The sequence below is a fragment of the Acetobacterium tundrae genome, assembly GCF_008086615.1.
GTDB classification, from domain to species: Bacteria; Bacillota; Clostridia; order Eubacteriales; family Eubacteriaceae; genus Acetobacterium; species Acetobacterium tundrae.
In genome coordinates, this window is the sequence record NZ_RXYB01000003.1 from 123,517 (window position 1) to 148,317 (window position 24,801).

Here is a 24,801-nt window from a genome sequence, read left to right on the forward strand (position 1 = left end):
TTTATTTTTTTGTATTTTGAATGAGAGTTCTTCTAATTTTAGATTACCCTGCTCCTCTTTTCAATAAAATTATGGATAAAAAAATAAAAAAATTGGCAGCGATCGCCCTGAAAAACTTTTTGAAGGTCACTTTTTTTATATAAGTTTATCTATTTAATTTCTTTTGCATTGTTTTCAACTTATGATGAATCTCTGAATTTAAAAGAAAGAGTACATAAGATTCAGTTGTAACGAACTAAACGAAGCGTTATAATATTTATCAAGGAAAACGTTTAGACCGTGTATGCTTGCAAATATTCTTGCCCCGGGAACAGGAGAAAATAATGTTTAATAAAAACACCCTTCATTTTAAGTTGAATCTGTTCATTCTCAGCATTATTTTTTTAATTGTTACCATCGGGTTCTTTATCGCCATCGCCATATTTTTTTCGATCTATGAAGCAGATGTAATCGAGAACATTTCAACCGGCATTTCTCAATTTAGAGAAGTTGCGATTGATCATCATAAAGCAGAGCTTCTTTCATTTACAACGGGATTAGTTGATCAATCTGATCAACTGCTTTTACAAAAAGATACCACTACTGAACAGACCTTACAAAAATATATCGACTACGCAAATACTATCGGAATTGAATTTGTTGAGATAAGCGATTCTAGTACAGTCGCATATAAAGAACTCGTCTGTGACCAGAGTGTTTTAGATTTAGCTTCCCAAAACACAACTATAAATAATAAAGAACCGACTTTATGGGTAGATGGCAGTGCCGAAATAGGATTGCATTTATTCTGCAGCTATCCCATCGTTGATTCCAACAAAAATCAGATCGGCACCGTTTTGGTGGGGTTGCCGATTGCAAATCAGACCGCTGTTGAATATATCAAAAAGACTTCCGCTCTAGATGCTACTATTTTTGCTGGAAACAAACGCATTGCAACCACCATTATGAAGAACGATGTTAATCAGATCGGAACAACGCTGGATGCCTCCGTTGCTTCCACAGTTCTGGATCAAGGACAAGAATATTATGGAAAATCCACGATATTAGGCGAACCTTACATGGTCGCTTACGTTCCTGTTTTTAATTCGAACAATCAACCGGTTGGTGCCTTATTTTTGGGAAAATCAATGCTCTCAATTTATACCATGCGAAACCATATTGTTTTATTAATGTCAATTTTAGGAGCTCTATTGTTTTTTATATTTTATACCTTCTCCAATCACTGGCTGAAAAAAAATGTCACCCATCCCATCCGTTGGGTTGCTGATGCGATGAAAACAATTTCCGAGAATGAATATAGCATTGTGGAAAATATGCCCACAGCCCAAAACGAGAAAATCGATATTCTTCAGACCACCATGCTAACAATGGTTGCAAAACTGATAGCCGGACAGAAAAAGCTGGAAACTGTAGCATATATTGATTCAATTACCGGTTTACCGAATCGCGTATTTCTTTATAAAAAATATAACGCCGCTTCACTTATTAAAGAACAAAACGCTTTATCTGTTGTATATTATCTTGATGTGGATAATTTGAAATATATCAACAATTTATTTGGCCATCGTGTCGGCGATGGTTTGTTGATACAAATGGGAAATGTTTTAAAAGGTTTGCTCAGGGAACTTCCAGAATATGAAATATACCGCATTTCGGGGGATGAATTTGCAATCTGTAAAGAAGGTTATTATAACCGCGATGCGGTAACAAATTTGTCCAAATTGATCCTTTCCGTTTTTGAAAAAGCCTTCATCATCAATGAACAAAGTATCAGCGCAAGTGTCAGTATCGGAATCTCCTATAACGACTCTTGTAACGGTACACGATGTGAAATCTGCACGGAAAAATGCAAGGATGATTTAGAGATGCTTTTGAAGAAAGCGGAACTTGCCATGAATCGGGTCAAGCTGAATGGTAAAAATGATTTTATGCTATTTGATCCTTCAATGAACGAAGATATACAACGAAAGGCCTCTTTGGAGCAGGATTTGAAACTTGCCATGAAAAACAAGGAATTAGAGCTTTATTATCAGCCGAAATTTGATCTGGAACTGAACCATTACGATGGCATGGAAGCATTGGTAAGGTGGAATCATCCCGTACGAGGATTTATACCGCCCTTTGAATTTATTAAAATCGCCGAAGAATCCAATCTTATCATCGAATTAGGCACCTGGATCCTGGAAAAGTCCTGTCGCTTTATCATGGAATATAACCGAACCCACCATTCAGAGTATTGTGTCTCCGTCAATGTATCAACGATCCAGCTTCTAAACGAGAATTTTGAAAAAACTGTTTTGAGTATTCTTGAATCAACCGGACTGAATCCGGCTTATCTTGAACTGGAAATTACCGAGACTGTATTTATGAACTCAATGGATACCGCTTATGAAAAGCTTAAATTTTTCAAAGAGAAAAATATCAATATCGCCTTGGATGATTTCGGAACCGGCTATTCCTCCCTGACTTATTTAAAATCACTGCCGATCACAACTGTAAAACTTGATAAATCATTTGTCGATGACATTGCTTTTAATGCTATTTCTTTTGGCATTGTAGATAATGTTATCCAAATTGCCAGAAGCATCGGACTAATAATAGTAGTGGAAGGTGTCGAAACAAATGAGCAGCTTCAGATATTAAAAAGCCTGCGCTGTCATAAGATACAGGGATACTATTTTTCAAAACCAGTACCAGAAGCAGAGCTGCCTCTGGTACTCAGTCAATACCAATAAGCTGTTATTATGATAAATTTCAGACCTTCTGCCTTATATAAAGAATGCAATTTGAAATTCCATTCTTTATCATCTCGCCTATTTTGACTTGAACTGCTCATGGATTCCGAAATGATTTTGAAGGGCCTCCTGGATTTCTTCATCGCTGTCGAATGCAATCTCCGTTTCCGATTCCTTCCCGGCAATCTTCAACTGATGATCAAACAAAGTGACCCGCCCATCTTCAGTCGGCTTGGTACAGATTAGCGCCTGTCTGAAAAAGGAAGAGGGGTATGTTGATGTATAATAATTAGCGATTGCATAATCCTGAGGGTAACATTCGTCTAAGGTAAACGCATATACAGCCTGAAATACATCCTTTATCTTAAACTGAAGGATGTAACCGTAGATCGGATCTCTGGTGATTCGATAACGCCTCATAAAGTCCTCCTGCTCGAATCCCTCCTCTAACAAAATTGGGGAAACTGGACCATTGCCGCCAAAACCAACGTCACAAAGCCAGTTTTGACCATCAATTTCAACAAGCATAACCTGATGTGTTTTTCCCGAAGATTCAAACCCATCCTTCCATACTCTGGCTAAAAGATTTTCTACCCGAAATCCCAGTTTTTTCAGCACAAAAGAAAACAGCCTGTTCATCTCAAAACAATAGCCGCCTCGTTTGTTCGTTACAATTTTTTTAAACAAATCGTCGATCTCAAGGGAAATCGGTTTTTGATTCAATATGTCGAGGTTTTCAAAAGGAACCTTCATCACCTGGGCGATATGCAGACCTCTTAATGTTTCAATGGTAACATCCGTCGGTCCACTATATTCAATTCTTTTGAAATATGCCATGATGTCAAATAATTCATTACTCATACAATTTTCTCCTACTCTGCTGTCAGTAAATATAAATCTAACCTTAATATTAAACCTTTTCATGAAAACTGACAATCGATTTTCAAAAAATATTGCAACTTAATTGAGCACTGTTTGGGGCAATCGTTCTTGAGGAAAAACAGATAAAGAAAACCTCCCCCTATTTTTATGCTAATTCCACCCATAACGCCTTAAAGTAGCATTCTATCGTGTACACAAATTTATTACAAACGTTTACAAAATATCTATTTACTTCTGCGAAATAGGTGTTATAATAAAATTGAATCAAAGATCAACCTAAATCTTTTTCTAAGTTGAATGATTTTGATCATTGAAAAGTAAACAAACGCTTAACTGACCGATAAGATTAAAAAAGAAGCGGAAAAGAATGAGTATCAACTACCCACTTCATAAAATTGATTTTATCTATCATTAACTTCCGATATGCAAAACAAGTATAAAAAGCAATCGGGAATTGGGAGTATTAGTTTAAGATTGGTATTGGTATTATGGAAAACACATCTCATTTAATTATTTATAAAGGGAAGGCATCCATAATAAAGAATAATAAATCAAGAATGAAACATAGTCTCAAAAACAAGTGATGATTAAAGTCAGCCAGGAAAATATTTGAACGAAAGAACAAGTTCCTCTGAAATTAATGACATTGGGAAAAGAATCCCAATCGAAAAAGTAAGATAGTTCCTGATCCTTAAGTGATGAGTTTATGTTAGAAAAGAAAAAAGAAGATTTTTGATGAAAATCGAAAGGGGTGAATCCAACAGGATGACATCTGAGATTGTAAGCTAAAGCCGGTTCTGCAGGTAAAATGTAGAATCGGCTTTAGCGTTTTTTGGATCCGTTTTTTTACCGTTTTATTGGTTATACTGATTCAGGGTTGCTCTTAGGCTCTCCATCAATTCATCTCTGACACAATCAGACGAGAGAACCTTGACTTGTTTTCCATGCTGCATCAACCAATAAATGAGGCCTTTACTATCCATCACCTGAATGTAGTATTCAAAGCCGTCAATACTTTCAGTAATTTTAATTTAATATCTGCCATCATTACCTCTTTAGAATTCATCTCTTTTTTCTTTATTTTAACACATCTCCAGTTTTTATATTATTTAATTTAATCTCATCTCTTTTATAAATTTTTGAGATATCTTTAATTTTGTCTTGACAGTAAAGAGACAATGTCTTACAATAGCGTTATGGTTAGTTAGTCAACCAACTAACAAATAAACATAAAGGGAGTGTTTCTTTGCAAATAAATTTTGAAGATGAACGCCCGATTTTCATGCAAATTGCCGAAGGTATTGAAGATGCGATATTAACCGGTGCCTTTGCTGAAGAAGAACAGATTCCTTCCATAACTGAATTGTCGGTAAATTATAAGATCAACCCGGCGACCGCTCTCAAAGGGATCTCGATCCTGGTGGATGAGGGAATCATTTTTAAGAAACGGGGGATTGGCATGTTCGTTGCCCAAGGGTCGGTTTTGAAACTGCGGGATAAACGAAAAGAATTATTTTATGAACATTATATTAAACGGCTCATTGAAGAAGCAAATAAATTAGGAATTACCACTGCAGAAATACTGGATATGGTAGAGAGAGGTTATGAAGAATGAACGGAATTGAAGTAAATAACATCACCAAAAGATTTGGCGATACGCTGGCACTAAATCAGGTATCGCTAAAATTTGAACCTAACAAAATTTACGGATTATTGGGCCGAAATGGTGCCGGAAAATCGACACTGTTAAACATTATCACCAATCGTCTCTTTCCGGATGAAGGCGATATTAAGATTGAAGGCTTGGCCAGTGCCGAAAATGATGAGGCGCAAAACAAGGTCTATTTGATGTCTGAAAAGAATTTATACCCAGACAGCATGAGTTGCCGGGAGGTGTTTAAATGGAGCCGGATGTTTTACCCGAACTTTGATTTGGAATATGCGATGGAACTAGCCAAGCAGTTCGGTTTGGATATTAATAAAAAGATCAAAACCCTTTCTACCGGATTTTCGTCTATTTTTAAAATTGTGATCGCTTTATCCGTCAATACCCCCTACGTTTTGTTTGATGAACCTATTTTAGGGCTCGACGCAAACCACCGCGAAATGTTTTATAAATTATTAATTAAAAAGTACAGTCTTTCCCCATTTACGGCGATCATATCAACACATTTAATTGAAGAAGTCGCGATGATGCTTGAGAATGTCATGATTATCAAAAATGGTGAACTATTGATCAATGAATCCTGTGAAACCCTGCTCAAAAGCGGCTATTCCGTGTCGGGAACGGCAAAACAGATTGATGCTTTTATTATGGGCAAAGAGGTTATCAGTATTGACGCTCTGGGCGGACTAAAAACAGCGACAATCATCGGAGCTGTTGATAAAAACACCATCCCCCTCGGCCTTGAAATGACGGGTCTTGATCTGCAAAAATTCTTTATTAAACTTACAAACGAGGAGTAGAAAAATGAAATTAAGCGCAATTTACAAATTTCAGTTAGCGGAACACAAGAGATCGATTATTGTTTTTTATCTTGTCATAATTGCAACTCTTGCCTTCGTCTTTGCAACTAATGCTGTTTCCGGACTGATTTCAAGCCAAAGTGCCTTTTCAATTCAGGTTACCGGTATCGATCTGGCCCCTGCCATTTTTCTTTTTGTTTACGGCCTGAATGCCTTTAAAGAAAATTTTCAAATGTCTCTGCAAAATGGGATATCCCGAAAAACTCTATTCATTAATCAGATAGCCGTTGACTTAACTCTCGCTGTGGGCATGTCCCTGCTTAATCAGATTTTTTTGTTCATCGGAAAATCAATGGCCTCTTTTTTCAACACGATTCAGTACTCGAGCATATTGGAGAAAATTTACGACTTGCGATATGCGGGACATCCAAATGGATTAATGCTATATCTAGAAAATTTTTTATTCTACATCTTTTTATTTGCTGCTTTCTTATCAATCGGCTATTTTATCTCCGTGGCATTCTATCGTATGAATAAGAAGCAAAAATTCGCTTATAGCTTCGGTTTTTATATTCTGGCTTTCGTTGCTTTCCCCCTCATTGATGAGCTGTTATATAAATTGGGGATTTTCAGTGTTCAGATTTCTGAAGTGCTGCTCAGGTTTTTATATGCCATCATGGGAGTTTCAGCCCAGAACCCTTACATCGCCATGATTTCACTTTTAATAATCAGCATCATCATGCGCAGTTTAACCTGGCTTCTCGTTAGAAAAACGGGTATCAAAAATTAAGCGACATAAAACCGATTGTTTACTATTGGTGCAAAATCATATATAATTAGGCAAATGTAGAAAGAAGGTAGCAACTGTGTGTACAAGTATAACATTAAAGACCAACGATCGATTAAACCTGCTCGCCAGAACGATGGATTTCGCTTTTATTCTTGAACCAGAACTTATTTTCATCCCCCGGAAATATCCCCTTATCTTTGAAATGGATGGGCCTGAACGGTCAGCAAAATACGCCTTAATGGGCATTGGCCAGCAACAGGAAACTTGCACTTTTACTGATGGGGTGAATGAAGTAGGACTCGCCTGTGCCACGTTGTATTTCCCAGGCTATGCAGAATACAGTAAAGAGATCGTTGCTGATAAAACCAACCTTGCCTCCTATGAGGTCGTGGGATGGCTTTTATCTAATTTTTCAACCATCGATGAAGTTAAAGAAGCTATTTCCCAATTAAATGTTGTCAATACGCCAGCTACACTTTTTGGAATTGTGACCCCGCTTCACTGGATTGTAACCGACAAAAACGGCAATACCATTGTCATTGAGCCCATGAAGAGTGGACTCGTCATTCACGATAATCCTCTTGGGGTAATGTCCAACAGTCCTGATTTTAATTGGCATTTGACCAATATTCGCAATTACATTGGCATTAATCCCTGTAAAATAGAACCACTAAAATTAAATGGTCTCACCTTTTCACCATTTGGCAATGGTGCAAGGGCAATTGGTTTACCGGGTGATTATACGCCGCCATCACGATTTATGCGCGCACTTTTTGGAAAAGAGGCCATCAATGAATTAGATAATGAAGATGAAGGAGTTAAAGCGGCCTTTCATATTTTAGCATCAGTTGATATTCCAAAAGGAAGCGTCATCACCGATGAAGGTGTTGATTATACTCAATACACCGCCTGTATGGTTTGCAACACCGGTACTTATTACGTGAAAACCTACGATAATAACCAAATAACCCGGGCATGTCTTTTTGATGAAGATTTAGATGCTTCAGAACTTAAGGTTTGGAAAATTCCGCAAACACAGCAATACGGTCGTTTAGCATAAAAAACAAACTCATTTTAGCTGTTCCAGTTTCTTTATTTCTTCAACTTTGCGTTCCCCTCCGTTCAAAAAATAAGTGGCTATGACTGTCCTCGAACCGGACTTAACTCATAACCACTTAATTTCATTTATTTTCGATGAAGCACTACATTCGGGCAGCCTTCAAACGCTTTATCACTGATTTCTTTAATTGTTGACGGCAGATATACGTCTGTTAAATTAGCACAGTCTTTAAATGCCCAGGGCAGGATTTTCCTGGTTCCTTCATTAATCCTGACCGTATTCAGTTGATCGCACTGGTTAAAGGTGAAGGAAGCGATCCGGTCCACACTTCCCGGAATTTCAATTTCCTCGATGCCGCATCTAGTCATTGAATATTGCCAAAAATCTTTGAGGTTCGCAGGCAGTTTCACTTCCTTCAGGTTTTCACACCCATCAAATAAAAATCCGCCGATTTCAATGATTGAATCCGGAAATTCCACCCGCACCAATTCTTGGTGTCCTTTAAACAGATCATCCGCAACAATCAGAATGTCTCTATCCGTTGGAATAATGGCTTCCTCGCCCTCCCCTTCACAACTCATCAGGCACATACCAAAATCTTGGGTTTTATAATAGTATTCGTACATCTCTTATTCTCCTTCTCCAACATTACTTTTTAAATTCTTTAATCACACTGGCTATCTTCCAATCGGTCTTTTTTGTTAAATAATCTATAGGCTGTTAAAATGGCACCAATCATACAAATAACAGCAGCAACAATATAAACAATGCTCATACCATATACAAAAGCATCGTTTCTACCAACAACATAATCCGTTACTGGATAGCCAATCTTGTCACTCATTCGATTATATAACAAGGTGGTAGACAGGGCGATACCGCAGATCATTCCCAGATTTCGGATTAACGCATTGGTACTCCCGGCAATACCCAGTTTATCCTTTGATACCGTGGACATGATCAGAGAATTATTGGGTGATTGAAACAAGCCATTTCCAACCGATAAAATAGCGATATAAATCACAATGCTTATTAGCGAAGAATGCTCATTTAAAGTTGACATGAACAATAAAGCCAGACTTGTTACCAATAATCCAGCAAACGTCAAAATTTCCGACCCGATTTTATCTGATAAATGGCCGCTGAATGGTGCCACCACCGCCAAAACAATTGGTGATATCATCAAGACTAAACCAGCAAAAGAAGGTGAATATGCCAACACATCCTGTAAATAGAACGGCTGAATAATATTGGTGCAAAACATCGCAACAAAAGATAAAAATCCACAAAACAGACTCAATGAAAACAATTTATTTTTAAATATTTCCAGATCCAGCAAGGGTTCATCCTTCTTCTTTTCAACAATAATAAAAACAATAAAAGAAAATATTGAAATCAAAAAACCAAATATAATTATCGGTTGAGTAAATCCGATTTCCTGACCTTTACCAATGGCGGCAAACAAAGGAACAATGGCAAGCATAAACAATAGCGCTCCAACGATGTCCAATTTTCCTGCAGCCATTCGATTGCTTTTGGGAAGTAACTTAAGTGCTAAAAAGAACATGACGATACCGACAGGGACATTAATTAAAAAGATGTATTCCCAACTAAACGCATCAACGATGAAGCCTCCCAACGGCGGGCCGATCAAAGCGCCTAACGCCACAAACGTACCGGTTGTTCCCAGGGCTTTGCCTCTTTCATTTGCAGGGAATACGGCTGTGATAATTCCCTGATTATTCGCCATGCAGCCGGAGGCGCCGATTGCTTGTATGGTTCTGGCTAAAACCAGAATGGGGAGTGAACTGGTGATACCACAAAATAAAGACCCCAATGTGAATAGGACGAGCCCAAACTTGAAAACGCGCACCTTGCCCAGAATATCCCCCAACCTTCCAAATACCAGAATTGTCGCTGCAATGGCAATTAAATAACTGGTTACGACCAATTGAATACCCGATGATGTGACATCTAAAACTTTTGACATGTCTGGTAATGCGACATTTACGATGCTGCTATCCAGTGTAGCCATAAACGTAACCATCACGACGACAAATAAAATAAGCCACCTGTTTTTGTAATTATTAATTTCCTGATCCATTTTTTCTCCTTGTTTTTAATTGACAATGTCTTATATGTTGAGTTCTCTCATATTAGTTAGAAGCTTTTGTAACGATTTGACGGTGTTGATCTTCTCTTCATCATCCATCCCTTTTGTCATCAATTGAATCAATTGATGAATTTCATCCAGAATATTTTCAATGACAACATTGGCTTTTTCAGTTAAATAGATATTATTGGCGCGATGATCGGTCTCATCTTTATTTCTTTCCAAATAACCAAGTTTGATCAGTTTTGTGACGGTTCGCGTTGTCATTGCCTTATCGTAACCCAATTTTTCACTGATCTTATTTTGATTGATGCCGTCCTGGTGCTTTAACATGAGTAAATACGGGTACGAACCACTGCTTAATTCATATTTCTTCAGAACCTTATCCAAATACACTTGTGTGGTTCTAAAAATCTTATTATTAAGCTTAAGCAAATGCATAATTTCTTCTTGTTGCAAGACGGATCCTCCCTAAATTACTAATTTTTTGTTACATCCGTTGAAATTGAATGTGTTCTCAATTGACTTGTCAACTAAATTATAGCCTATGTTAATTGACAAGTCAACTAATTTGTAGATTTTTTTTCGTTTGTTTATCATTTTTTTCATAATATTTTTCCCAAAAAATAAAAATAAGTGGTTATGATTGTCACTAAATATGACTTTTATCATAAACACTTACTAATTTCTATTTTTAATAATATTTCCTTTTAGATATTATATCTATTCGGTCAGCGGGTTACCACTTCATTGTAGCTCTGCAACCACACTAATGTTTTAGTTTTTCCTTCTCAATGCTCTTATGCTATTCTTTAATTGTTATAGATAAGCAAACCAAAGTAAGTCACGTTATTTTCTCCGCTATTATAGGTCATTCCATAATCACGACTTAATCGAACCACATCGATTCCTGTAGCCTCCAACGAAGGGATTGCATCATCCGGGAAGCGACAGGGTTCATCTGTTAGAATTGCACACTTTTGACAAAGGGAACAGGTTCCAGCTGAAAAAAAGAGACAATCTAAATTTTTTGATTTCATTTCATTCTTGATTTTTTGAATTTCATTTCGAAATTCAACTCCCGACTCAACCATCCGCTTATAATCATATTTGTTTTTCAACGCATATACTTTTGAGAAAAGCAAACCTTTTTCATATTTTCGTATTATTTCACGATATTCTTGCAAACCTCCCACTGCAGGAGGACACATATGGTTTTTACCATAGAAACCGCAATAATTATCGGCACAGCGATCTCTGATTTCCTGGGTGATCTGAATCAAATCGACATCAATATCCATTATTTCAGAAAATTTACCTGATTCGAGTAATTCTTTCATTTATCTGCTCCTCTATTAATCGTTTTTCGATTAATTCTGCCTGAATTTCTAATATAAACATAGCCCTCAACCTGACATTTGCCAAGGAAAGGGCTATTATCGTTAAATTCAACATCACTTCTTGGTAAAATCTATTTTTGCAGCAACCGTATATTTTCGACAAAACCGATCTCTGCCAAGAAGCATTTCTGAGGCTTTTAGAGATTCTATCAAAGGCACATTCTCGGGATTAACAACAGCCGAATCCATGCCGGCCTCAACAGCCAAGGTTAAAAACGTTCGATTGACTAATGCTCTGTTTGGCAAACCAAACGAAATATTGCTTAATCCACCGGTAATATGGGCTTCCGGATAAGTTTTACGAATGGTCCGGATCGATTCAAAAGCGATCAGTCCGGCTGTTTGATCCGTGGCAACCGCCATGATTAACGGATCAATAAAAACTTTACTGTCTGCGATACCGGCATTTCTTGTCGCTTTGAAAATTCTTTCCAATACAGTCATTCGCTCATTCACTGTTTTCGGCATTCCGGATTGTGACTCATCCATTGCCAGTGCAATCACATTGCAGTCTCTTTCCTTTATAAATGGAATAAAGCTTTTCAGCCGTTTTGGATCTCCATTTATCGAATTGATCATGGGTGTTGCCTTTACCGCATGTATCGCTTCTTTTATAACCTCAGGTGTCGAACTGTCAATGCAAATAGGCGTATCCGTTACCGATTGAATGATCTGCAATAACCATAACATATCCCCTTTTTCCCGTGATGGATCGGTACCGGCATTGACATCCAGATAATCAGCACCTGCCTGAGCCTGTTCCAGAGCTGTTTTTTTGATGAATTCTGCGTCCCGGCTAAGAATGGCCTCCTGAATAATTTTACGTGTACCATTAATTTTTTCTCCGATAAATATCATTGATGTCTCCTTAAAAATTATTTCCAGTCATTGGCTGCCTGGAACATTGCAACCATATTTTCAAATTTTGTATTGGCTGGCGCATCGCAGCCTGCGGTGACAAACAATCCTTTGGGTCCGATGTCATCAATCAGTTTGGTTACATAATCTTTTACTTCCTGTGTTGTTCCGGTTGCCAGCAATGGGGCTGGTACATCACCCATAATGGCAACATGTTCCCCTAGTATTTTTCGTGCTTTTCTCAGATCAGTCATGCCGTCCGTGTTGATGATTGATTTTTTTTCGGGAATTTCCAAAAAACGTTCAATATCGCGATCCCAGCATTGATCCAGATGGAAAGTAGCGATATCATTGTTTTCGATCAGTGCCAATCCCATGGCTTTCATTCCCGGCCAAACCAGACGATTCCATATTTTAGGTGAAACCAGCGCACTGGCGCCGCGCCATCCGCCAACCCAGGCACCGCTACCACTCACTGGGTTTACGCTTGCCAGCATGCTGTGAATCGAACCGGGTAGCATGACTTCGATGGCTTTTTCAATTTTATCCGGGATTTTATAACAGTCCATAAAAAACTGAGACATGGAACGTCCGCCGCACAATACTTCAAATGGTGGACTGGCTACTCCACTGTTAACTGAAGGGAAATCATTATTAATAAATAATTCAACATTTTTCTGCCCATTTTCCTCTTGATATGCGATACTTTCCTGGAATTCTTTCATATTCACAAGTTGCGGGAAAATCCGATTAAATACCGTATCAAATCCCTGCTCAATGATCACATCATAATCTTCAGGCTTGAAGATACTCGTTTCAACGACCTGCCATAATGAATCATCCGGCAATTCTATTCCCGGCATCTTAACCTTTGACAGCCAAGCCATTGGCAAACTATGATCGGAGCGCATGCCATTCACTCCGGTGTTCAGACAATCAACTGATGTGATAGCATTGATTTCATTGATATAATCCAGTGTCATTTTAATCATGATGTCCGGGTTTAGGGCAAAATCTTTCATTTTCACCCCCATATGAGCTGCTGGTGCTGCTTGTCCCATAAAACAGGTCGTTACACTTTCATTTTTAAAATTAACCGTATCTTTTATCTTCTGGGCTCTTTCGTCATATAATTTACTTGCCATTTTATAACATCTCCTTACATAATCTTACTGCTGACTGGGCATCGTCTCCAAATGCATCAGCTCCGGTGTATCTGACAACTGATTCGTCTGTGGGTCCCCCACCGATGATAATCTTAACCCGGTCTCTCAACCCGGCTTCCTCAACAGCTTTGACGGTGTTTGAAATAGAATCATAGGCGGTCGTTAATAAACAGGATAATGCCAGAATCGGAGCGCCAGATTCTTTTAGTGCCTTCACAAACACTTCCGGTTTGGCATCTACGCCCACATCAATGACCTCAAACCCACCAGATTTCAGCATAACATAGACCAGATCTTTTCCGATATCATGGATATCGCCTTCAACCGTTCCCAATACAACCTTGGCCAGGATATCTCCGGTTTTACCATCTAAATAAGGTGCCAGCATCTCGCCGACTTCCTTGAACATTTCCCCAGACATCATCAGATCAGATACAAAGTAGTCTCCGCTGCTAAACATTTCCCCTACTTTTACCATTCCCGCTTCACATTCTTTGAGAATGCCAATAGGATCTGTTCCTGCCGCTAATTCTTTTTGAACAACTTCCATTAACTCATCCATTTCAAGATTCGCTAATAATTCACTAATTTTAGCCATTTCTTCATCCTCCATGTTTTCTTTTGATTACATTTTTTATTTTGTCTTTTGTGCCGGACATCTTCACCGCAAAGAAACTTCATCAAAACTGAGGAATATAATATTTTTTTGAAATAAATAAAAAGGGTCTTATCATTTATTTGAATTTGTGTTAGAATTTTGATGAGATTTCCTTTAACTTTTCCTTTGTACTTATCTGTGGCCCGTAACGCCTGTACTACTGGAATTTTCAGGAGTCTCTTTTTATGTTTTATACATCTTTATCACCTCCAAATTTATTTTATAACACCAATGTATTCATTGATTACTATCACTTAATGATTGTGTTCATATTTTTCATTATGGTGATGATGTTCATGATAGACTGGGCATGTTTCAGCTTCTTGTTCTGCTGTTTTCGACTCCCTGGGCAAGATCTCTTTATAATCCGTCATTAATCCATACACACTGCAAGTTCGCTCTAATGCCATATGAAAATACTGAATATTCTTAACTTTTAATACCTCACTAATAATGGAATTAAAAGTTAAACCCGCTTCCAGGCTGTGTCCCTCAGTATTAACAATTTCACAATTAGTTGGCCGATCCTGACTAACACAACTTAACTTGATAAAGCTGTTATCTTCCAATTCAATCAGAACTTTAATATGACCTATGACCACTTTTTCTGCTTTTCCTAATTGTTCAACATAATTCTGAATAAAAAAGCATCCTATTTCTCGCCATTTTTCATTTGAAATTTTGTTTCTCGAAATCAATTTTGTGTTAATCGCCAGTGCTTCAAAAGTATTCTGATACATACGCTCATCTCCATTCAGACTCTCAAATAAGTTGTCTTATCTGTTTTTCTTCAAGTTCATTTACATTTATTTTTAATATCATAATTTCTTTATTATATTTTCTAATAACCTTTTCCGACTCAGCCATTTCTTCAGCAGTGGCTATATCAATTTTATTGATTACCGTAACATCAGCCAAAGGGATGGCTGATTGAAGATAGGGTTCCAGAACTTCTTCGAACATGCAAATCCGAGTTGGATCCAAAATAAACACATTTTTTACCTTTTCATCAGGAAAACCACTATGTTTTATTGGCTGGTACAATGCTGACGGATCAGCGACCCCTGAAGGCTCCATAAGAATATAATCGATTTCATAATTACCCAAAAGTTGATGCATCGTATCTTCCAAACTGATGGCCAGTGTGCAGCAAATACACCCCCCGAATATTTCCCAGACATCATACCCCATTTTTTTCATCTGTAAATTATCGATACCAATTTCGCCAACCTCATTAACAATAATTGCACAACGTTTCTTATTTTGTGATAACTTCCGGGCTATTTCCAAAAGCAATGATGTCTTTCCAGATCCCAGGAATCCTGTAAAAAGCAATAATTTTGGATCATTCATCTTTTATCTCCCATATTTTTTTCAACATATACGTACAAGTCTGTACAAATATAATATACCCTTATGTAAACGTTTTGTCAATAGCTTAAATAAAAAAAGACCAAGTTTAAATTCGTACTTGATCTTAAAATATTCTCTTATCGACCGAATCTTTCGGCGTAGCCGCTTTTATTGTTAAGTACTTCGGACTCACATAAAACCAGCTAACCTGCAAACTTTCATGTGCCGCGCCATTTTTAATCGTTTCAATGATTTCAAAAATCGGTTCATTTTGATTTATATTAAGACGTTCACTCATTTCTTTTGTTGGCATTGTAACTGAAATATTAATTGTTTTATCTAAAACAAAAGCCAGTTTTTCTTCAATTGGTTTTAGATAGTTCGCAAATTTCAACATATCTTCGATAACAGGCTGATTTTGCACATAAGGTAAATAGATTACTTCCATCGCTATTTCCTTATCATCCGAACACAAAATTCGAGTTGCTTCCACCACTTTTTGATTTTCATCCATATTTAAGATGCGATCAATCTGCTTTGTGGGAATCTTCACTTTAACCGACAGTAATTTTACTCGATCAATATGAGTGTTTAAGCCATCGTATTTATTAAATTTAAATTGAAAAATATCAACTTCCGGTTTACAAACAAAGTTTCCTTTTCCCGGGACTGAATAAATATAACCTTCATTTGATAAGAGGGATAAGCTTTTTCGAATGGTCATTCGGCCAACTGAATATTCTTTCATAAGTGAACTTTCTGAATTAAGCATATCGCCCGGTTTAAGTCGACCTTTGATAATTTTTTCTTTTAAACTGGCTACAATAGCAAGATATAAAACATCACTCATTTACTTCGTTTCTCCCTTTATATTTTTCCCGAAGAAACGACTCACAGTAATTTACGCCTTCGTAAAAATTGTTTGACATAAAATCAACTTGAGGGATTCTAATATAATCATTATCCACGCTGGCTCCACCTAAAATAAATCGACGATTTTCAAGAAGATTTTCCCTTTGTAATGCAATGCCCAATTCTTCCACATATGAAATTGAATTAACCATAACACAGCTTACTGCAATAATATCTGGGTCATTTTGTCTGACCGCATCAATATATTTTTCTACTCTGACATCGACTCCCAGATCAATAACTTTTATCCCCTTATTTTCAAGCGCATCTATCATTAAATCCTTTCCAATATCATGAATATCATCATAGATTGTTCCCATGACAACCATTCCCAAGGTGTTTGGTGGCTCCTGGTTTTCTTGATATAAATTGGCCTCGGCAAAAATATTCTTAGCCATCATCCCCGAGACGATAAGGTCCGCTATGAAACACTGTTCATTTTCATACTTCTTTCCTATCTCCGCCAAACCTGCCATAACTCTTTCAAAAAGAACTTTATAGTCTATTCCGCTATGAATTAATTCACTGGCAAAAGCTTCCGCTTCATCCACCTTTAGGTCAGCAATGAGTTCGATCAATTTATCCTTCATTTTCCACCTCAACTCTTACGTACATATCTGTATATTATCAGTATAGCACATTCAATTATCTAATTACAGAATATTCTTAACGTATTATTCTCAAAAAAAAAGAAAACAATCGATCAAAAATCTGAAAATCTTCAGTTTTTTAATCGATGTTTTACAATTTTAAATCAGCATCTGTCGGTTACTTTTACTTTGTGCCATTTTTTTCAAAATACTTATTGGTGCGATTCTCCGCATTTTCCCGGAGATTAAAATAATAGAATGGATAGTCAAAGGTATGATATACGCCTTTTCCAAACGTTGCATTACCAGGCGATAATAAATCAACATTCGCCGTGCTACAAATCAGCACCCCTTTTGCTAAATTAATCTGGGCATCCGCAAAATTCATCACTGGCTCAATTTTCCCTTCAGCATTTAAAACCGCAGAGCCATCACGATTGAGTGCAATAGAACCTAAGTTTTCAGCTGCCGTTGCGAGAGTTTCATCACGCTTCCAATTGATTGGATTAATAACAAGAGCGCCTTCAGTAACAACAGGATTACCTGGATCGAGAACCGTTTCTGCTTCTGTATTGTAAGAAACAATAACGCCGGTATCATCCGGACCTTCGGCAAATTTCAAATGCGGATTAGCCGTAAGATAATCATTTGTAACGGTAAAGCCAATGACATAGGCGACAACCATTCGCTTATAAACATCCGGATGATCTTTTAAATACCCGGATAATAGATTACTCATTACATCAGAGCCTTGTGAATGACCAACTAAAATAAAAGGACGGCCATTATTATAATGTTTAATGTAGTAATCAAACGCTGCTGTAGCATCTGTAGTGGGTATCCCGGCAATGGTTTCTTCACGATCAACCGCTGATAAATTGTCCTGTCTATAGTAGGGGGCATAAATATTTCCGACGGTTTCAAAAGCAGTGGCCTGTCTGCCATAGGCTGTTTTTGCACCTTGCACCATCCCGGCATCATCGATTGTGCTAATACTTGGATCTGTCTCATCAGCAGGTAAATACGACGTGGGATAAAGGTAAAACACATCCACCTCTTTATCTGTGGTGGTAGGTATGTTCAACCAGTTCTCAGTTTTTGAATAATCGGTTACATCCTTCTTATTGCCACAAGCCGTTAATAATATGCTTAGACTAAGAATTGCAACTGCCAAAGCAATCTTTTCCCTTTTCATTTTCATTTTCTGTTCTTCCTCCTCATTATTTATGATTATTCCATTTCTACCCATACACGATCATTTATAACATAAGATAGCTCTTTGTCAAGTAAGGAGAAAAAGCTTGTGATTTTATTACGATCTTCGTGGCTACCATATAAATTACATGTAAAGGTTATTTTATCAGCAAAACTACTTAGCGCCAATTGAAAATAGGGGCGGTATTTTACTGAGCCAAACATAAATGCATTATTAATTGATGCGCCCTTAAATTTCAATAACGTTGAATCCAATACCCCTATATTGGTCATACAAATCAATGGGTTTTTAAAACCGCGTTTGGTCATTTTATAGCCTGTTTTATCGCTAAAGATTTTCGCAAGTAAATCGAGTTTCACAAACCCATTCAAGCCAATATTTTTTGCTTTTTTAATATTCATCATCTGATTGATTTTTGTTACCGTATCATAAAAATTTTCTCTCTGAACAAGATTTAAATTTGTAATCACGGTGGAAGATAGATTTGAAAGCGCCATAAAATCTTTGTTTTTCAAGTTTCTGCGCATATCGACCATGATTGGGATATTGAGTGGCTCAGTAGTAATAATTAATATTCGATAAAGAACTCGATAATATGCCGCAAGGATAATATCATTCACGGTAACCTTATTGATTTTACAGTATTTTCTAATTTCAGCAAATTGATTCTGTGATATTTCATGAGTAAGAAAAAACGGAGTAACCTTTTTTTCTTCACTCATTGGAAATTTATAACTGCTATTTTGATTGCTATCTTTACGTTGAAATAAAAGCGCCTTTAATCGATCCATTAAACTAAATTCAGCAATGATTTTTTTGAAGCCGCGATCCCCATTAATCACAAATTCAGGAGAATAATCAAAATTTTCAAGCAGCTCAGAATAAAAACTGCCCAGCAGATATAAGCTTTGCTTAAAACCGGCAGCGTCGCAAATCATATGATTCATAACAATTGCAAGAGAATCTTCATTTGCTGTAAATAAGCAAGCTTTTATCTGCGGACCAGTCATTTCGTTTATCTTTTCTGTAATAAAGCCATTAAAATCACCTTCATTATCAACGATAATAAAATTGTCTTTGACTTCTAAATAGTCAACACTTTCCCAGTAAAAGCTTCCGTTTTCCTCTCTATATACACTGGACAAAATAGGAACAACTTTTAACAATAACCGCATTGCCTGCTCCATAGCGCGTATATTAAGTTTATCTTCAAATCTTATTACCCCATGGAGGGTATGGTCATTAAATTTATTTACCTCCGATAAATATTGAAATTTATCAAAAACTTCAGCCTTAAAATTCATGAATTTCTTCTCGATTCTTTTTTTTCAGTTTATTAGCATACATCTTTTTATCTGCTGCATTAATCACATCGTTGACACTTAATTTGTTATTTTCTGTTAATTCTATTATTCCGTAACTAAAAGCATGTTGATACATTTTTTCGCTTTTCTTATCATATTCTTGCAATTCATCGTTGATTCGTGTGATTACTTTTTCAACATCCAATTGAAAACAGCCAGGAAAAATGACAAGAAATTCATCACCGCCTATTCGGCTAATTGTATCAATCTCTCGTAAGGTTGATTTAATGATTGTTGTAATACAATTAATTAAATTATCTCCCTCTTCATGACCAAAGGTATCGTTTACCATCTTGAGGCCATCAATATCAAGAAAGCAGATAGATAAAGGTAATCCTGTCCTATGTTCAAAAGCCAGTTCTTTTTCCAATATCATCAGTCCTGTTCTCCGGTTTGAAACCCCTGTCATTGGATCAGTAAAAGCATAATATTCGAGCTTTTCATTCTGCCTTTTTAATATTTGGTCCATTTTTTGTCTTTCAGTTATGTCATTGAATAAAATTACTGTTCCTCTATATTTTTCGCTAACATCTAACATTTTTTTGAATTTTATCAAATATGTTTTTTGGCCCTCTTTTGTTTCAATTGTTTTTTCAAGTAAAACTTCTTTTTCATTTAAATCAGTAAATTTATTGAGTTCTCCAATTAGCCAGCTCAACTCTTTTTCATTATTGATATTTCGGTAATATTTCATTCCCGAAACAACAACATCAAAGAAGACTTCCGCTGCTTTATAATTAATATTTTCGATATTGTTATCCTCATCCACGAGAATAATTGGATCATAAATACTTTCGAAAATTGTGAGGTATTTATTTTTTTCATTTGTCATGACTCTGTTCACTTCCTGAAGATCTGTTAACTCATGATTTTCTGATAACCCAGACCATTCTATTGCAAAGCCCAATTCCACTTGATCAAAATACCGTTTGATATACAAAGAACAATATTTTTTTTCTTCTGGTAAAAAATCGCTCTCAAAAATCAAATCTTCATATGCCTGTTGATAATATTTCATAAAACCCAGAAACATGCCTAATGTAACACCACGTGATCGATGTTTTTGTGCTTCAATTATGCCAAATTCAGCAACTTCACTTTTTGTAAAATCATCATCCGGTCCCATCTCCGGTATATCATTCTTTTCAATGACTTTTACTAATGCTTGCGATAGACCTGCTATTGACAGCCGCCATGCTTCTTTTAACGTTGACGTATATTTTGTATAATTTCTTTCTTTTCCATATTTCAAAGATTTTTCCATAAGAATGTCTTCATTATCTAAAATAATCCTTTTGAATTTTTCCATATTCATTTCTTTAACCTCTCCTTCTTTGAAGAATCACTTAATCATTTTCTCGCCACAGGAGAAAATGACATGGTTATAAACATTTTTGAAAATCGAGTGTTATTCGAATTCAATAAATACGCAGTAAATATTGTTCCTCGACGAAGAATCTGGTTGAATCAAAATTATATTTTGATACTCACATTTGAGTAATATTTAATCATTTAAATTGAATTTTGGCAAACTGTTTTTTGAGAACGTTCTTCTTTAAGTACCATTCTTTTTTAATCAATTTTTTTGCCATTTGCTTTCCAGCCGTTTTTCATATCATCTTCCCAAAAATAAAAAATGGTTATGATTGTCTCAATACGAGACTTGAATCATAACCAAGCAAATCTATTCCGTGTAACCTATATTTCTATAAAATTATTACAAAAAACTGTCACTCCTTATAAATAAAGAATTACAGCGTATTTCAAAATTTTCTATATTATAAAAATCTGAAAATGTAAAGAGATGTGTAAGGTTATCAATATCCATCAGAGAACCGAAACATCAGATACCGTCTTATGCTGCTTTTTTTACATTCAAGATTTAAATTAACTAGAACATATTTACTAAATATATTTTAAGCCTTTTTTCGCTGCTTCTCAGGACTTTCAGCTCTTCTTCATAAAATACCTCCAAACTGATTTTATGCTACATCAGTTTGGAGGTTGACACGAATTTTGAAACGGTCTCGGTCTATCGTAATTTTCCCTTCTCTCAAATAAATAAGTAGCTATGATTGTTCAAAAATCAGTTTTTTTAAATCTCTTTGTTTTCTTTGTCTTCGATGGTTCTCAAAGATTTCCGAAGGACATCCTTCACCTGGTCCTCTTTATTTGTGGGAATCGTTATGATTTCTTCTAAGTCTTCAATTATTATTCTGATTTTATCTTCTTTACTGATTTTCATTTTATCACTTCCTTTCAATCACTAAATGATATCATATCCCTAGCGAATTGTGTTATATTTGGCAACGTTGTTTTCAATTGTTAGCTATTCCGGGTCTGTTTTAAGGGATTCTTGCAGAAAAGCCGAATAACAATGGCCCTCTCTGCTATGTGAATATCCTATTTAAATAGTTGCGCGCTTTCCGATATTTCAAAGCACGTTTTTCCAGAACCAATTCAATATTCTTACCACCTACGTTATCGTTTTTTACCAGTGTTACGTAAATAATCACAATAAAAGTTCTCCAACAATTAATTCAATGGGCAGCTGTAAATGGCAACTACACTTTGCATAATGCAAAGTACACTTGACATCCAATTTCTTCTATGCTATACTCAAATTAATGAAGGAGGTATTTTCTTGAATGATAATATAAAGTTTAAAAATCGATTGAAAGTTTCACGTGCTGAAATTAATATCTCGCAAGAACAACTTGCAAAATTGGCTGGTGTATCTAGACAAACAATAGGTTCCATTGAAACTGGTCAATACTGTCCAACAACTAAACTTTCTTTAATTCTTTCAAAATGCTTACAGAAAAAAGTTGAGGACTTATTCTATCTTGAGGAGGATGATAATAATGAAAAACAATAAACAAGGAAAAGATATCCCTATGTATGGTGTTGTTGATGAAAGAACCAAAGCTGTAGTATATCAAGGTGATGCATATACAGGACGTTTTATGTTGTTTGCAGTACTAATTGATGTTTTCATTCGAGGATTAAATCTAAATATTCCATTTTTAGATTCAAATTGGGATTTGATGCTTATCGTAATTATCGGAAGTATTATCTCTACTGTTTATCAAGTCAAAAACAGAGTTATTTTCAACTCTGAATCTAAATCTAAAAGCCTTCTTTTCCTTATGGTTTTTATAAGTCTTTGTGCTCTAATTACCTTTATGATTACAAGCGTCAAATATTGATTGTTCAGTTTCTTCCATTAGAATATTCATTATGTTGTAATTTAGTTTGAATGATGTGACTGACTTGAATAACAGCTGCTTCCATAATAATCAAATAAATGTTTGCACCTAAACTAAACTCAATTGGCAAAAAATAAACACTTTTCTAACCATTGCAATCTGGTTAGAAAAGTGTTTTGTTGTCTTTCCTGTTCAAGGGTAAATCCCTTCATCCTCGAAAAGGCAATTCTCTTTATCTTCTGCTTGGGGATTCAGGTCTTTGCCCTTGACCAACAAAAGCCATGATTAAGCTCTTAGGTTCGTGTATTCAATAATCATTAAAAGCGTTGACTTTACAAGGCTTTCGGCTACTATGAAATAAAAATAAAAGAGACCGTAAGATGAGGAATATTTGGACTCATCTTATGGTCTCTGCTACTTTTTATTTAGTTGTTGACGATATACTTTTTTGCCCTTTTAAGGATAAAGTATATTGCCCTTTAACAATCCCTATCACTCCCACTCGATCGTACTAGGCGGTTTTGAAGTGATGTCATAAACAATACGATTCACATGTTTAACCTCGTTGACAATCCGGTTCGAGATGCTTTCCAGCACGTCAAAAGGGATTCTGGCCCAGTCGGAGGTCATTCCATCAACTGAGGTAACCGCTCTTAAACCAATGGTATAATCGTAGGTCCGTTCATCTCCCATAACACCAACGCTTCGGTTTCCCGGGAGTACAGCAAAGTATTGCCAGATTTTTTCGTTCAAACCGACTTTGGCAATTTCATCACGGAAGACATAATCGGCTTCTTTTAAAATATTCAGCTTTTCTTTGGTCACATCTCCAATGATCCGAATGGCAAGTCCCGGTCCCGGAAAAGGCTGACGCCAGACCAAATCATGATCCAGGCCCAGTTCTTCACCAACGGCTCGGACTTCGTCTTTGAATAGATTTCTCAGCGGTTCGATGAGTTCAAAATCCACATCGTCTGGCAGTCCGCCGACGTTGTGATGACTCTTGATCACGGCGGCATTTTTAGTGCCGCTTTCAATGACATCTGGATAAATGGTTCCCTGGAGCAGAAAATCAATATCATTAAGCTTACTTGATTCTTCCTCGAACACCCGGATAAATTCTTCTCCAATGATTTTTCTTTTTTTCTCCGGATCGCTGACGCCTGCCAATTTCTCAAGGAATCGATCTTCGCAATTCACGCGGATAAAGTTCATATTGAAACGATTTTTGAAAATCGTTTCGACCTGATCCCCTTCATCCTTTCTTAGCAAGCCATGATCAACAAAAATACAGGTGAGCTTATCACCAATGGCTTTGTATACCAGGGTTGCCGCAACCGATGAATCAACGCCGCCGCTGAGTGCACAGAGAACCCGTCGATCTCCAACCTGTTCTTTTATCGCTTCGATCTGTTCCTGGGCAAAGTTTTCCATAGTCCAGAGTCCCTGACATCCGCAAATATCATAAACAAAATTGTTCAAGACTTCTTTTCCGTATTGGGTATGTTCAACTTCCGGATGAAACTGAACGGCATAGAGCTTTCGTTTCTGACATTCCAAGGCTCCGGTAGGACACGTTTCGGTGGTCGCCGTAATGGTAAATCCTGCTGGAATTTCTTTGATATAATTGGTATGACTCATCCAACAGGTTGACTGATTGGGAATATCTTTAAAAAGAAGGCTGTTTTCGTTTATAGTGAGTGCTTTCTTTCCATATTCTCTTATATCTGCGCCTTCGGTATGCCCTTTTAGTTGTTCAACCATTAACTGAGCTCCGTAGCAAATTCCTAGAATCGGAATGCCGAGTTCATAAATTCTGGGATCACATTCAGGTGCACCCGGTTCGTGGACACTCGATGGTCCACCTGTGAAAATAATGCCCTTGGGATTTTTTGCCAGAATTGCTTCCGGGGTTATATCATAAGGAACCACTTCAGAGTAAACTCTGGCTTCTCGAACTCGTCTGGCAATAAGCTGATTGTACTGTGCTCCAAAATCTACAATGAGAATAACTTCACTGTGCACTTGC

At 36.7% G+C, this 24,801-nt stretch carries 25 protein-coding genes; 7 read left to right on the forward strand and 18 right to left on the reverse strand.

Features of this window, described 5'->3' with window-relative positions; translation table 11 throughout:
• The first annotated feature begins 323 nt into the window (after positions 1-323).
• Positions 324-2,735, forward strand: coding sequence for an EAL domain-containing protein (locus FZC40_RS03485; RefSeq protein ID WP_148602539.1), 2,412 nt, complete (start codon positions 324-326; stop codon positions 2,733-2,735).
• A gap of 78 nt (positions 2,736-2,813) precedes the next feature.
• Here the strand turns inward: FZC40_RS03485 and FZC40_RS03490 are convergent, their stop codons facing one another.
• Positions 2,814-3,596: an arylamine N-acetyltransferase family protein gene (locus FZC40_RS03490; RefSeq protein WP_148602540.1), complete on the reverse strand. Its 783-nt coding sequence runs from the start codon at positions 3,594-3,596 to the stop codon at positions 2,814-2,816.
• An 875-nt stretch (positions 3,597-4,471) separates the two neighbouring features.
• On the reverse strand, positions 4,472-4,648 hold the full coding sequence (locus tag FZC40_RS17895; RefSeq protein WP_475638840.1) for a WCX domain-containing protein: 177 nt from the start codon (positions 4,646-4,648) through the stop codon (positions 4,472-4,474).
• Between the two features lie 215 nt (positions 4,649-4,863).
• Between FZC40_RS17895 and FZC40_RS03495 the strand changes: the two genes are divergently transcribed.
• The 4 genes from FZC40_RS03495 (at position 4,864) to FZC40_RS03510 (ending at position 7,933) form a co-directional block, all read left to right on the forward strand.
• Positions 4,864-5,232 carry a GntR family transcriptional regulator gene (locus tag FZC40_RS03495; protein WP_148602541.1) on the forward strand — a complete coding sequence of 123 codons (369 nt, stop codon included), beginning with the start codon at positions 4,864-4,866 and terminating at the stop codon, positions 5,230-5,232.
• Positions 5,229-6,083: an ATP-binding cassette domain-containing protein gene (locus FZC40_RS03500; protein ID WP_148602542.1), complete on the forward strand. Its 855-nt coding sequence runs from the start codon at positions 5,229-5,231 to the stop codon at positions 6,081-6,083. Before FZC40_RS03495 ends, FZC40_RS03500 begins: the two co-directional genes overlap by 4 nt.
• Before the next feature lie 4 nt (positions 6,084-6,087).
• A complete protein-coding gene (locus tag FZC40_RS03505) occupies positions 6,088-6,873 on the forward strand; it encodes a hypothetical protein (protein WP_148602543.1) in 786 nt (261 codons plus the stop codon).
• Between the two features lie 76 nt (positions 6,874-6,949).
• Complete coding sequence (locus tag FZC40_RS03510; RefSeq protein WP_148602544.1) at positions 6,950-7,933, forward strand: linear amide C-N hydrolase; 984 nt, start codon at positions 6,950-6,952, stop codon at positions 7,931-7,933.
• Positions 7,934-8,058: 125 nt separating this feature from the next.
• Here the strand turns inward: FZC40_RS03510 and FZC40_RS03515 are convergent, their stop codons facing one another.
• From FZC40_RS03515 to FZC40_RS17025, 15 genes are all read right to left on the reverse strand, one after another.
• Positions 8,059-8,559 carry a leucine-rich repeat domain-containing protein gene (locus FZC40_RS03515; protein WP_148602545.1) on the reverse strand — a complete coding sequence of 167 codons (501 nt, stop codon included), beginning with the start codon at positions 8,557-8,559 and terminating at the stop codon, positions 8,059-8,061.
• A gap of 38 nt (positions 8,560-8,597) precedes the next feature.
• Positions 8,598-10,037, reverse strand: coding sequence for an MFS transporter (locus tag FZC40_RS03520; protein ID WP_148602546.1), 1,440 nt, complete (start codon positions 10,035-10,037; stop codon positions 8,598-8,600).
• A gap of 30 nt (positions 10,038-10,067) precedes the next feature.
• Positions 10,068-10,505 carry a MarR family winged helix-turn-helix transcriptional regulator gene (locus tag FZC40_RS03525; RefSeq protein ID WP_148602547.1) on the reverse strand — a complete coding sequence of 146 codons (438 nt, stop codon included), beginning with the start codon at positions 10,503-10,505 and terminating at the stop codon, positions 10,068-10,070.
• Between the two features lie 353 nt (positions 10,506-10,858).
• Positions 10,859-11,386, reverse strand: a complete 528-nt coding sequence (locus FZC40_RS03530) for a DUF2284 domain-containing protein (protein WP_148602548.1) — start codon at positions 11,384-11,386, stop codon at positions 10,859-10,861.
• A 114-nt stretch (positions 11,387-11,500) separates the two neighbouring features.
• Positions 11,501-12,304 (reverse strand): dihydropteroate synthase, encoded by an 804-nt coding sequence (locus FZC40_RS03535; RefSeq protein WP_148602549.1) that lies wholly within the window; start codon positions 12,302-12,304, stop codon positions 11,501-11,503.
• A 17-nt stretch (positions 12,305-12,321) separates the two neighbouring features.
• Positions 12,322-13,449 (reverse strand): uroporphyrinogen decarboxylase family protein, encoded by a 1,128-nt coding sequence (locus FZC40_RS03540; RefSeq protein ID WP_148602550.1) that lies wholly within the window; start codon positions 13,447-13,449, stop codon positions 12,322-12,324.
• Position 13,450: 1 nt separating this feature from the next.
• Positions 13,451-14,068: a cobalamin B12-binding domain-containing protein gene (locus FZC40_RS03545; RefSeq protein ID WP_148602551.1), complete on the reverse strand. Its 618-nt coding sequence runs from the start codon at positions 14,066-14,068 to the stop codon at positions 13,451-13,453.
• A 314-nt stretch (positions 14,069-14,382) separates the two neighbouring features.
• A complete protein-coding gene (locus FZC40_RS03550) occupies positions 14,383-14,868 on the reverse strand; it encodes a hypothetical protein (RefSeq protein ID WP_148602552.1) in 486 nt (161 codons plus the stop codon).
• 22 nt (positions 14,869-14,890) lie between these two features.
• Positions 14,891-15,481 carry a CobW family GTP-binding protein gene (locus FZC40_RS03555; RefSeq protein ID WP_148602553.1) on the reverse strand — a complete coding sequence of 197 codons (591 nt, stop codon included), beginning with the start codon at positions 15,479-15,481 and terminating at the stop codon, positions 14,891-14,893.
• 124 nt (positions 15,482-15,605) lie between these two features.
• Positions 15,606-16,331, reverse strand: a complete 726-nt coding sequence (locus FZC40_RS03560; protein WP_148602554.1) for a GntR family transcriptional regulator — start codon at positions 16,329-16,331, stop codon at positions 15,606-15,608.
• Positions 16,324-16,983: a cobalamin B12-binding domain-containing protein gene (locus FZC40_RS03565; protein WP_148602555.1), complete on the reverse strand. Its 660-nt coding sequence runs from the start codon at positions 16,981-16,983 to the stop codon at positions 16,324-16,326. Before FZC40_RS03565 ends, FZC40_RS03560 begins: the two co-directional genes overlap by 8 nt.
• 184 nt (positions 16,984-17,167) lie before the next feature.
• On the reverse strand, positions 17,168-18,184 hold the full coding sequence (locus FZC40_RS03570) for a DUF3089 domain-containing protein (RefSeq protein WP_243135737.1): 1,017 nt from the start codon (positions 18,182-18,184) through the stop codon (positions 17,168-17,170).
• A 29-nt stretch (positions 18,185-18,213) separates the two neighbouring features.
• Positions 18,214-19,503 (reverse strand): WS/DGAT domain-containing protein, encoded by a 1,290-nt coding sequence (locus FZC40_RS03575; RefSeq protein ID WP_148602556.1) that lies wholly within the window; start codon positions 19,501-19,503, stop codon positions 18,214-18,216.
• Complete coding sequence (locus tag FZC40_RS03580) at positions 19,493-20,878, reverse strand: sensor domain-containing diguanylate cyclase (protein WP_148602557.1); 1,386 nt, start codon at positions 20,876-20,878, stop codon at positions 19,493-19,495. Before FZC40_RS03580 ends, FZC40_RS03575 begins: the two co-directional genes overlap by 11 nt.
• 780 nt (positions 20,879-21,658) lie before the next feature.
• The gene (locus FZC40_RS17025) at positions 21,659-21,808 is read right to left on the reverse strand and encodes a hypothetical protein (protein ID WP_170253793.1); all 150 of its coding nucleotides are present in this window, start codon (positions 21,806-21,808) and stop codon (positions 21,659-21,661) included.
• A 399-nt stretch (positions 21,809-22,207) separates the two neighbouring features.
• Here FZC40_RS17025 and FZC40_RS03585 point away from each other — a divergent pair, with 399 nt between their 5' ends.
• Positions 22,208-22,441, forward strand: coding sequence for a helix-turn-helix transcriptional regulator (locus tag FZC40_RS03585; protein WP_148602558.1), 234 nt, complete (start codon positions 22,208-22,210; stop codon positions 22,439-22,441).
• Entirely contained in the window at positions 22,428-22,772 is a 345-nt protein-coding gene (locus tag FZC40_RS03590; RefSeq protein ID WP_243135738.1) for a hypothetical protein, read from the forward strand. Before FZC40_RS03585 ends, FZC40_RS03590 begins: the two co-directional genes overlap by 14 nt.
• 492 nt (positions 22,773-23,264) lie before the next feature.
• Here FZC40_RS03590 and guaA read toward each other — a convergent pair whose 3' ends face one another.
• Positions 23,265-24,797 (reverse strand): glutamine-hydrolyzing GMP synthase, encoded by a 1,533-nt coding sequence (guaA, locus tag FZC40_RS03595; protein WP_279233307.1) that lies wholly within the window; start codon positions 24,795-24,797, stop codon positions 23,265-23,267.
• Between the last annotated feature and the right edge of the window lie 4 nt (positions 24,798-24,801).

What these genes read in the sequence shown, in the direction of transcription:
- FZC40_RS03500 (WP_148602542.1), top strand. Translation starts at nt 5,229, where the DNA reads ATGAACGGAATTGAAGTAAATAACATCACCAAAAGATTTGGCGATACG.
- FZC40_RS03590 (WP_243135738.1), top strand. Translation starts at nt 22,428, where the DNA reads ATGAAAAACAATAAACAAGGAAAAGATATCCCTATGTATGGTGTTGTT.
- FZC40_RS03555 (WP_148602553.1), bottom strand. Translation starts at nt 15,481, where the DNA reads ATGAATGATCCAAAATTATTGCTTTTTACAGGATTCCTGGGATCTGGA.
- FZC40_RS03540 (WP_148602550.1), bottom strand. Translation starts at nt 13,449, where the DNA reads ATGGCAAGTAAATTATATGACGAAAGAGCCCAGAAGATAAAAGATACG.
- FZC40_RS03570 (WP_243135737.1), bottom strand. Translation starts at nt 18,184, where the DNA reads ATGAAAATGAAAAGGGAAAAGATTGCTTTGGCAGTTGCAATTCTTAGT.
- FZC40_RS03575 (WP_148602556.1), bottom strand. Translation starts at nt 19,503, where the DNA reads ATGAATTTTAAGGCTGAAGTTTTTGATAAATTTCAATATTTATCGGAG.
- FZC40_RS03485 (WP_148602539.1), top strand. Translation starts at nt 324, where the DNA reads ATGTTTAATAAAAACACCCTTCATTTTAAGTTGAATCTGTTCATTCTC.
- FZC40_RS03505 (WP_148602543.1), top strand. Translation starts at nt 6,088, where the DNA reads ATGAAATTAAGCGCAATTTACAAATTTCAGTTAGCGGAACACAAGAGA.
- FZC40_RS03560 (WP_148602554.1), bottom strand. Translation starts at nt 16,331, where the DNA reads ATGAGTGATGTTTTATATCTTGCTATTGTAGCCAGTTTAAAAGAAAAA.
- FZC40_RS03550 (WP_148602552.1), bottom strand. Translation starts at nt 14,868, where the DNA reads ATGTATCAGAATACTTTTGAAGCACTGGCGATTAACACAAAATTGATT.
- FZC40_RS03515 (WP_148602545.1), bottom strand. Translation starts at nt 8,559, where the DNA reads ATGTACGAATACTATTATAAAACCCAAGATTTTGGTATGTGCCTGATG.
- FZC40_RS03530 (WP_148602548.1), bottom strand. Translation starts at nt 11,386, where the DNA reads ATGAAAGAATTACTCGAATCAGGTAAATTTTCTGAAATAATGGATATT.
- FZC40_RS03545 (WP_148602551.1), bottom strand. Translation starts at nt 14,068, where the DNA reads ATGGCTAAAATTAGTGAATTATTAGCGAATCTTGAAATGGATGAGTTA.
- FZC40_RS17025 (WP_170253793.1), bottom strand. Translation starts at nt 21,808, where the DNA reads ATGAAAATCAGTAAAGAAGATAAAATCAGAATAATAATTGAAGACTTA.
- FZC40_RS03580 (WP_148602557.1), bottom strand. Translation starts at nt 20,878, where the DNA reads ATGAATATGGAAAAATTCAAAAGGATTATTTTAGATAATGAAGACATT.
- FZC40_RS03535 (WP_148602549.1), bottom strand. Translation starts at nt 12,304, where the DNA reads ATGATATTTATCGGAGAAAAAATTAATGGTACACGTAAAATTATTCAG.
- FZC40_RS03490 (WP_148602540.1), bottom strand. Translation starts at nt 3,596, where the DNA reads ATGAGTAATGAATTATTTGACATCATGGCATATTTCAAAAGAATTGAA.
- FZC40_RS03520 (WP_148602546.1), bottom strand. Translation starts at nt 10,037, where the DNA reads ATGGATCAGGAAATTAATAATTACAAAAACAGGTGGCTTATTTTATTT.
- FZC40_RS03565 (WP_148602555.1), bottom strand. Translation starts at nt 16,983, where the DNA reads ATGAAGGATAAATTGATCGAACTCATTGCTGACCTAAAGGTGGATGAA.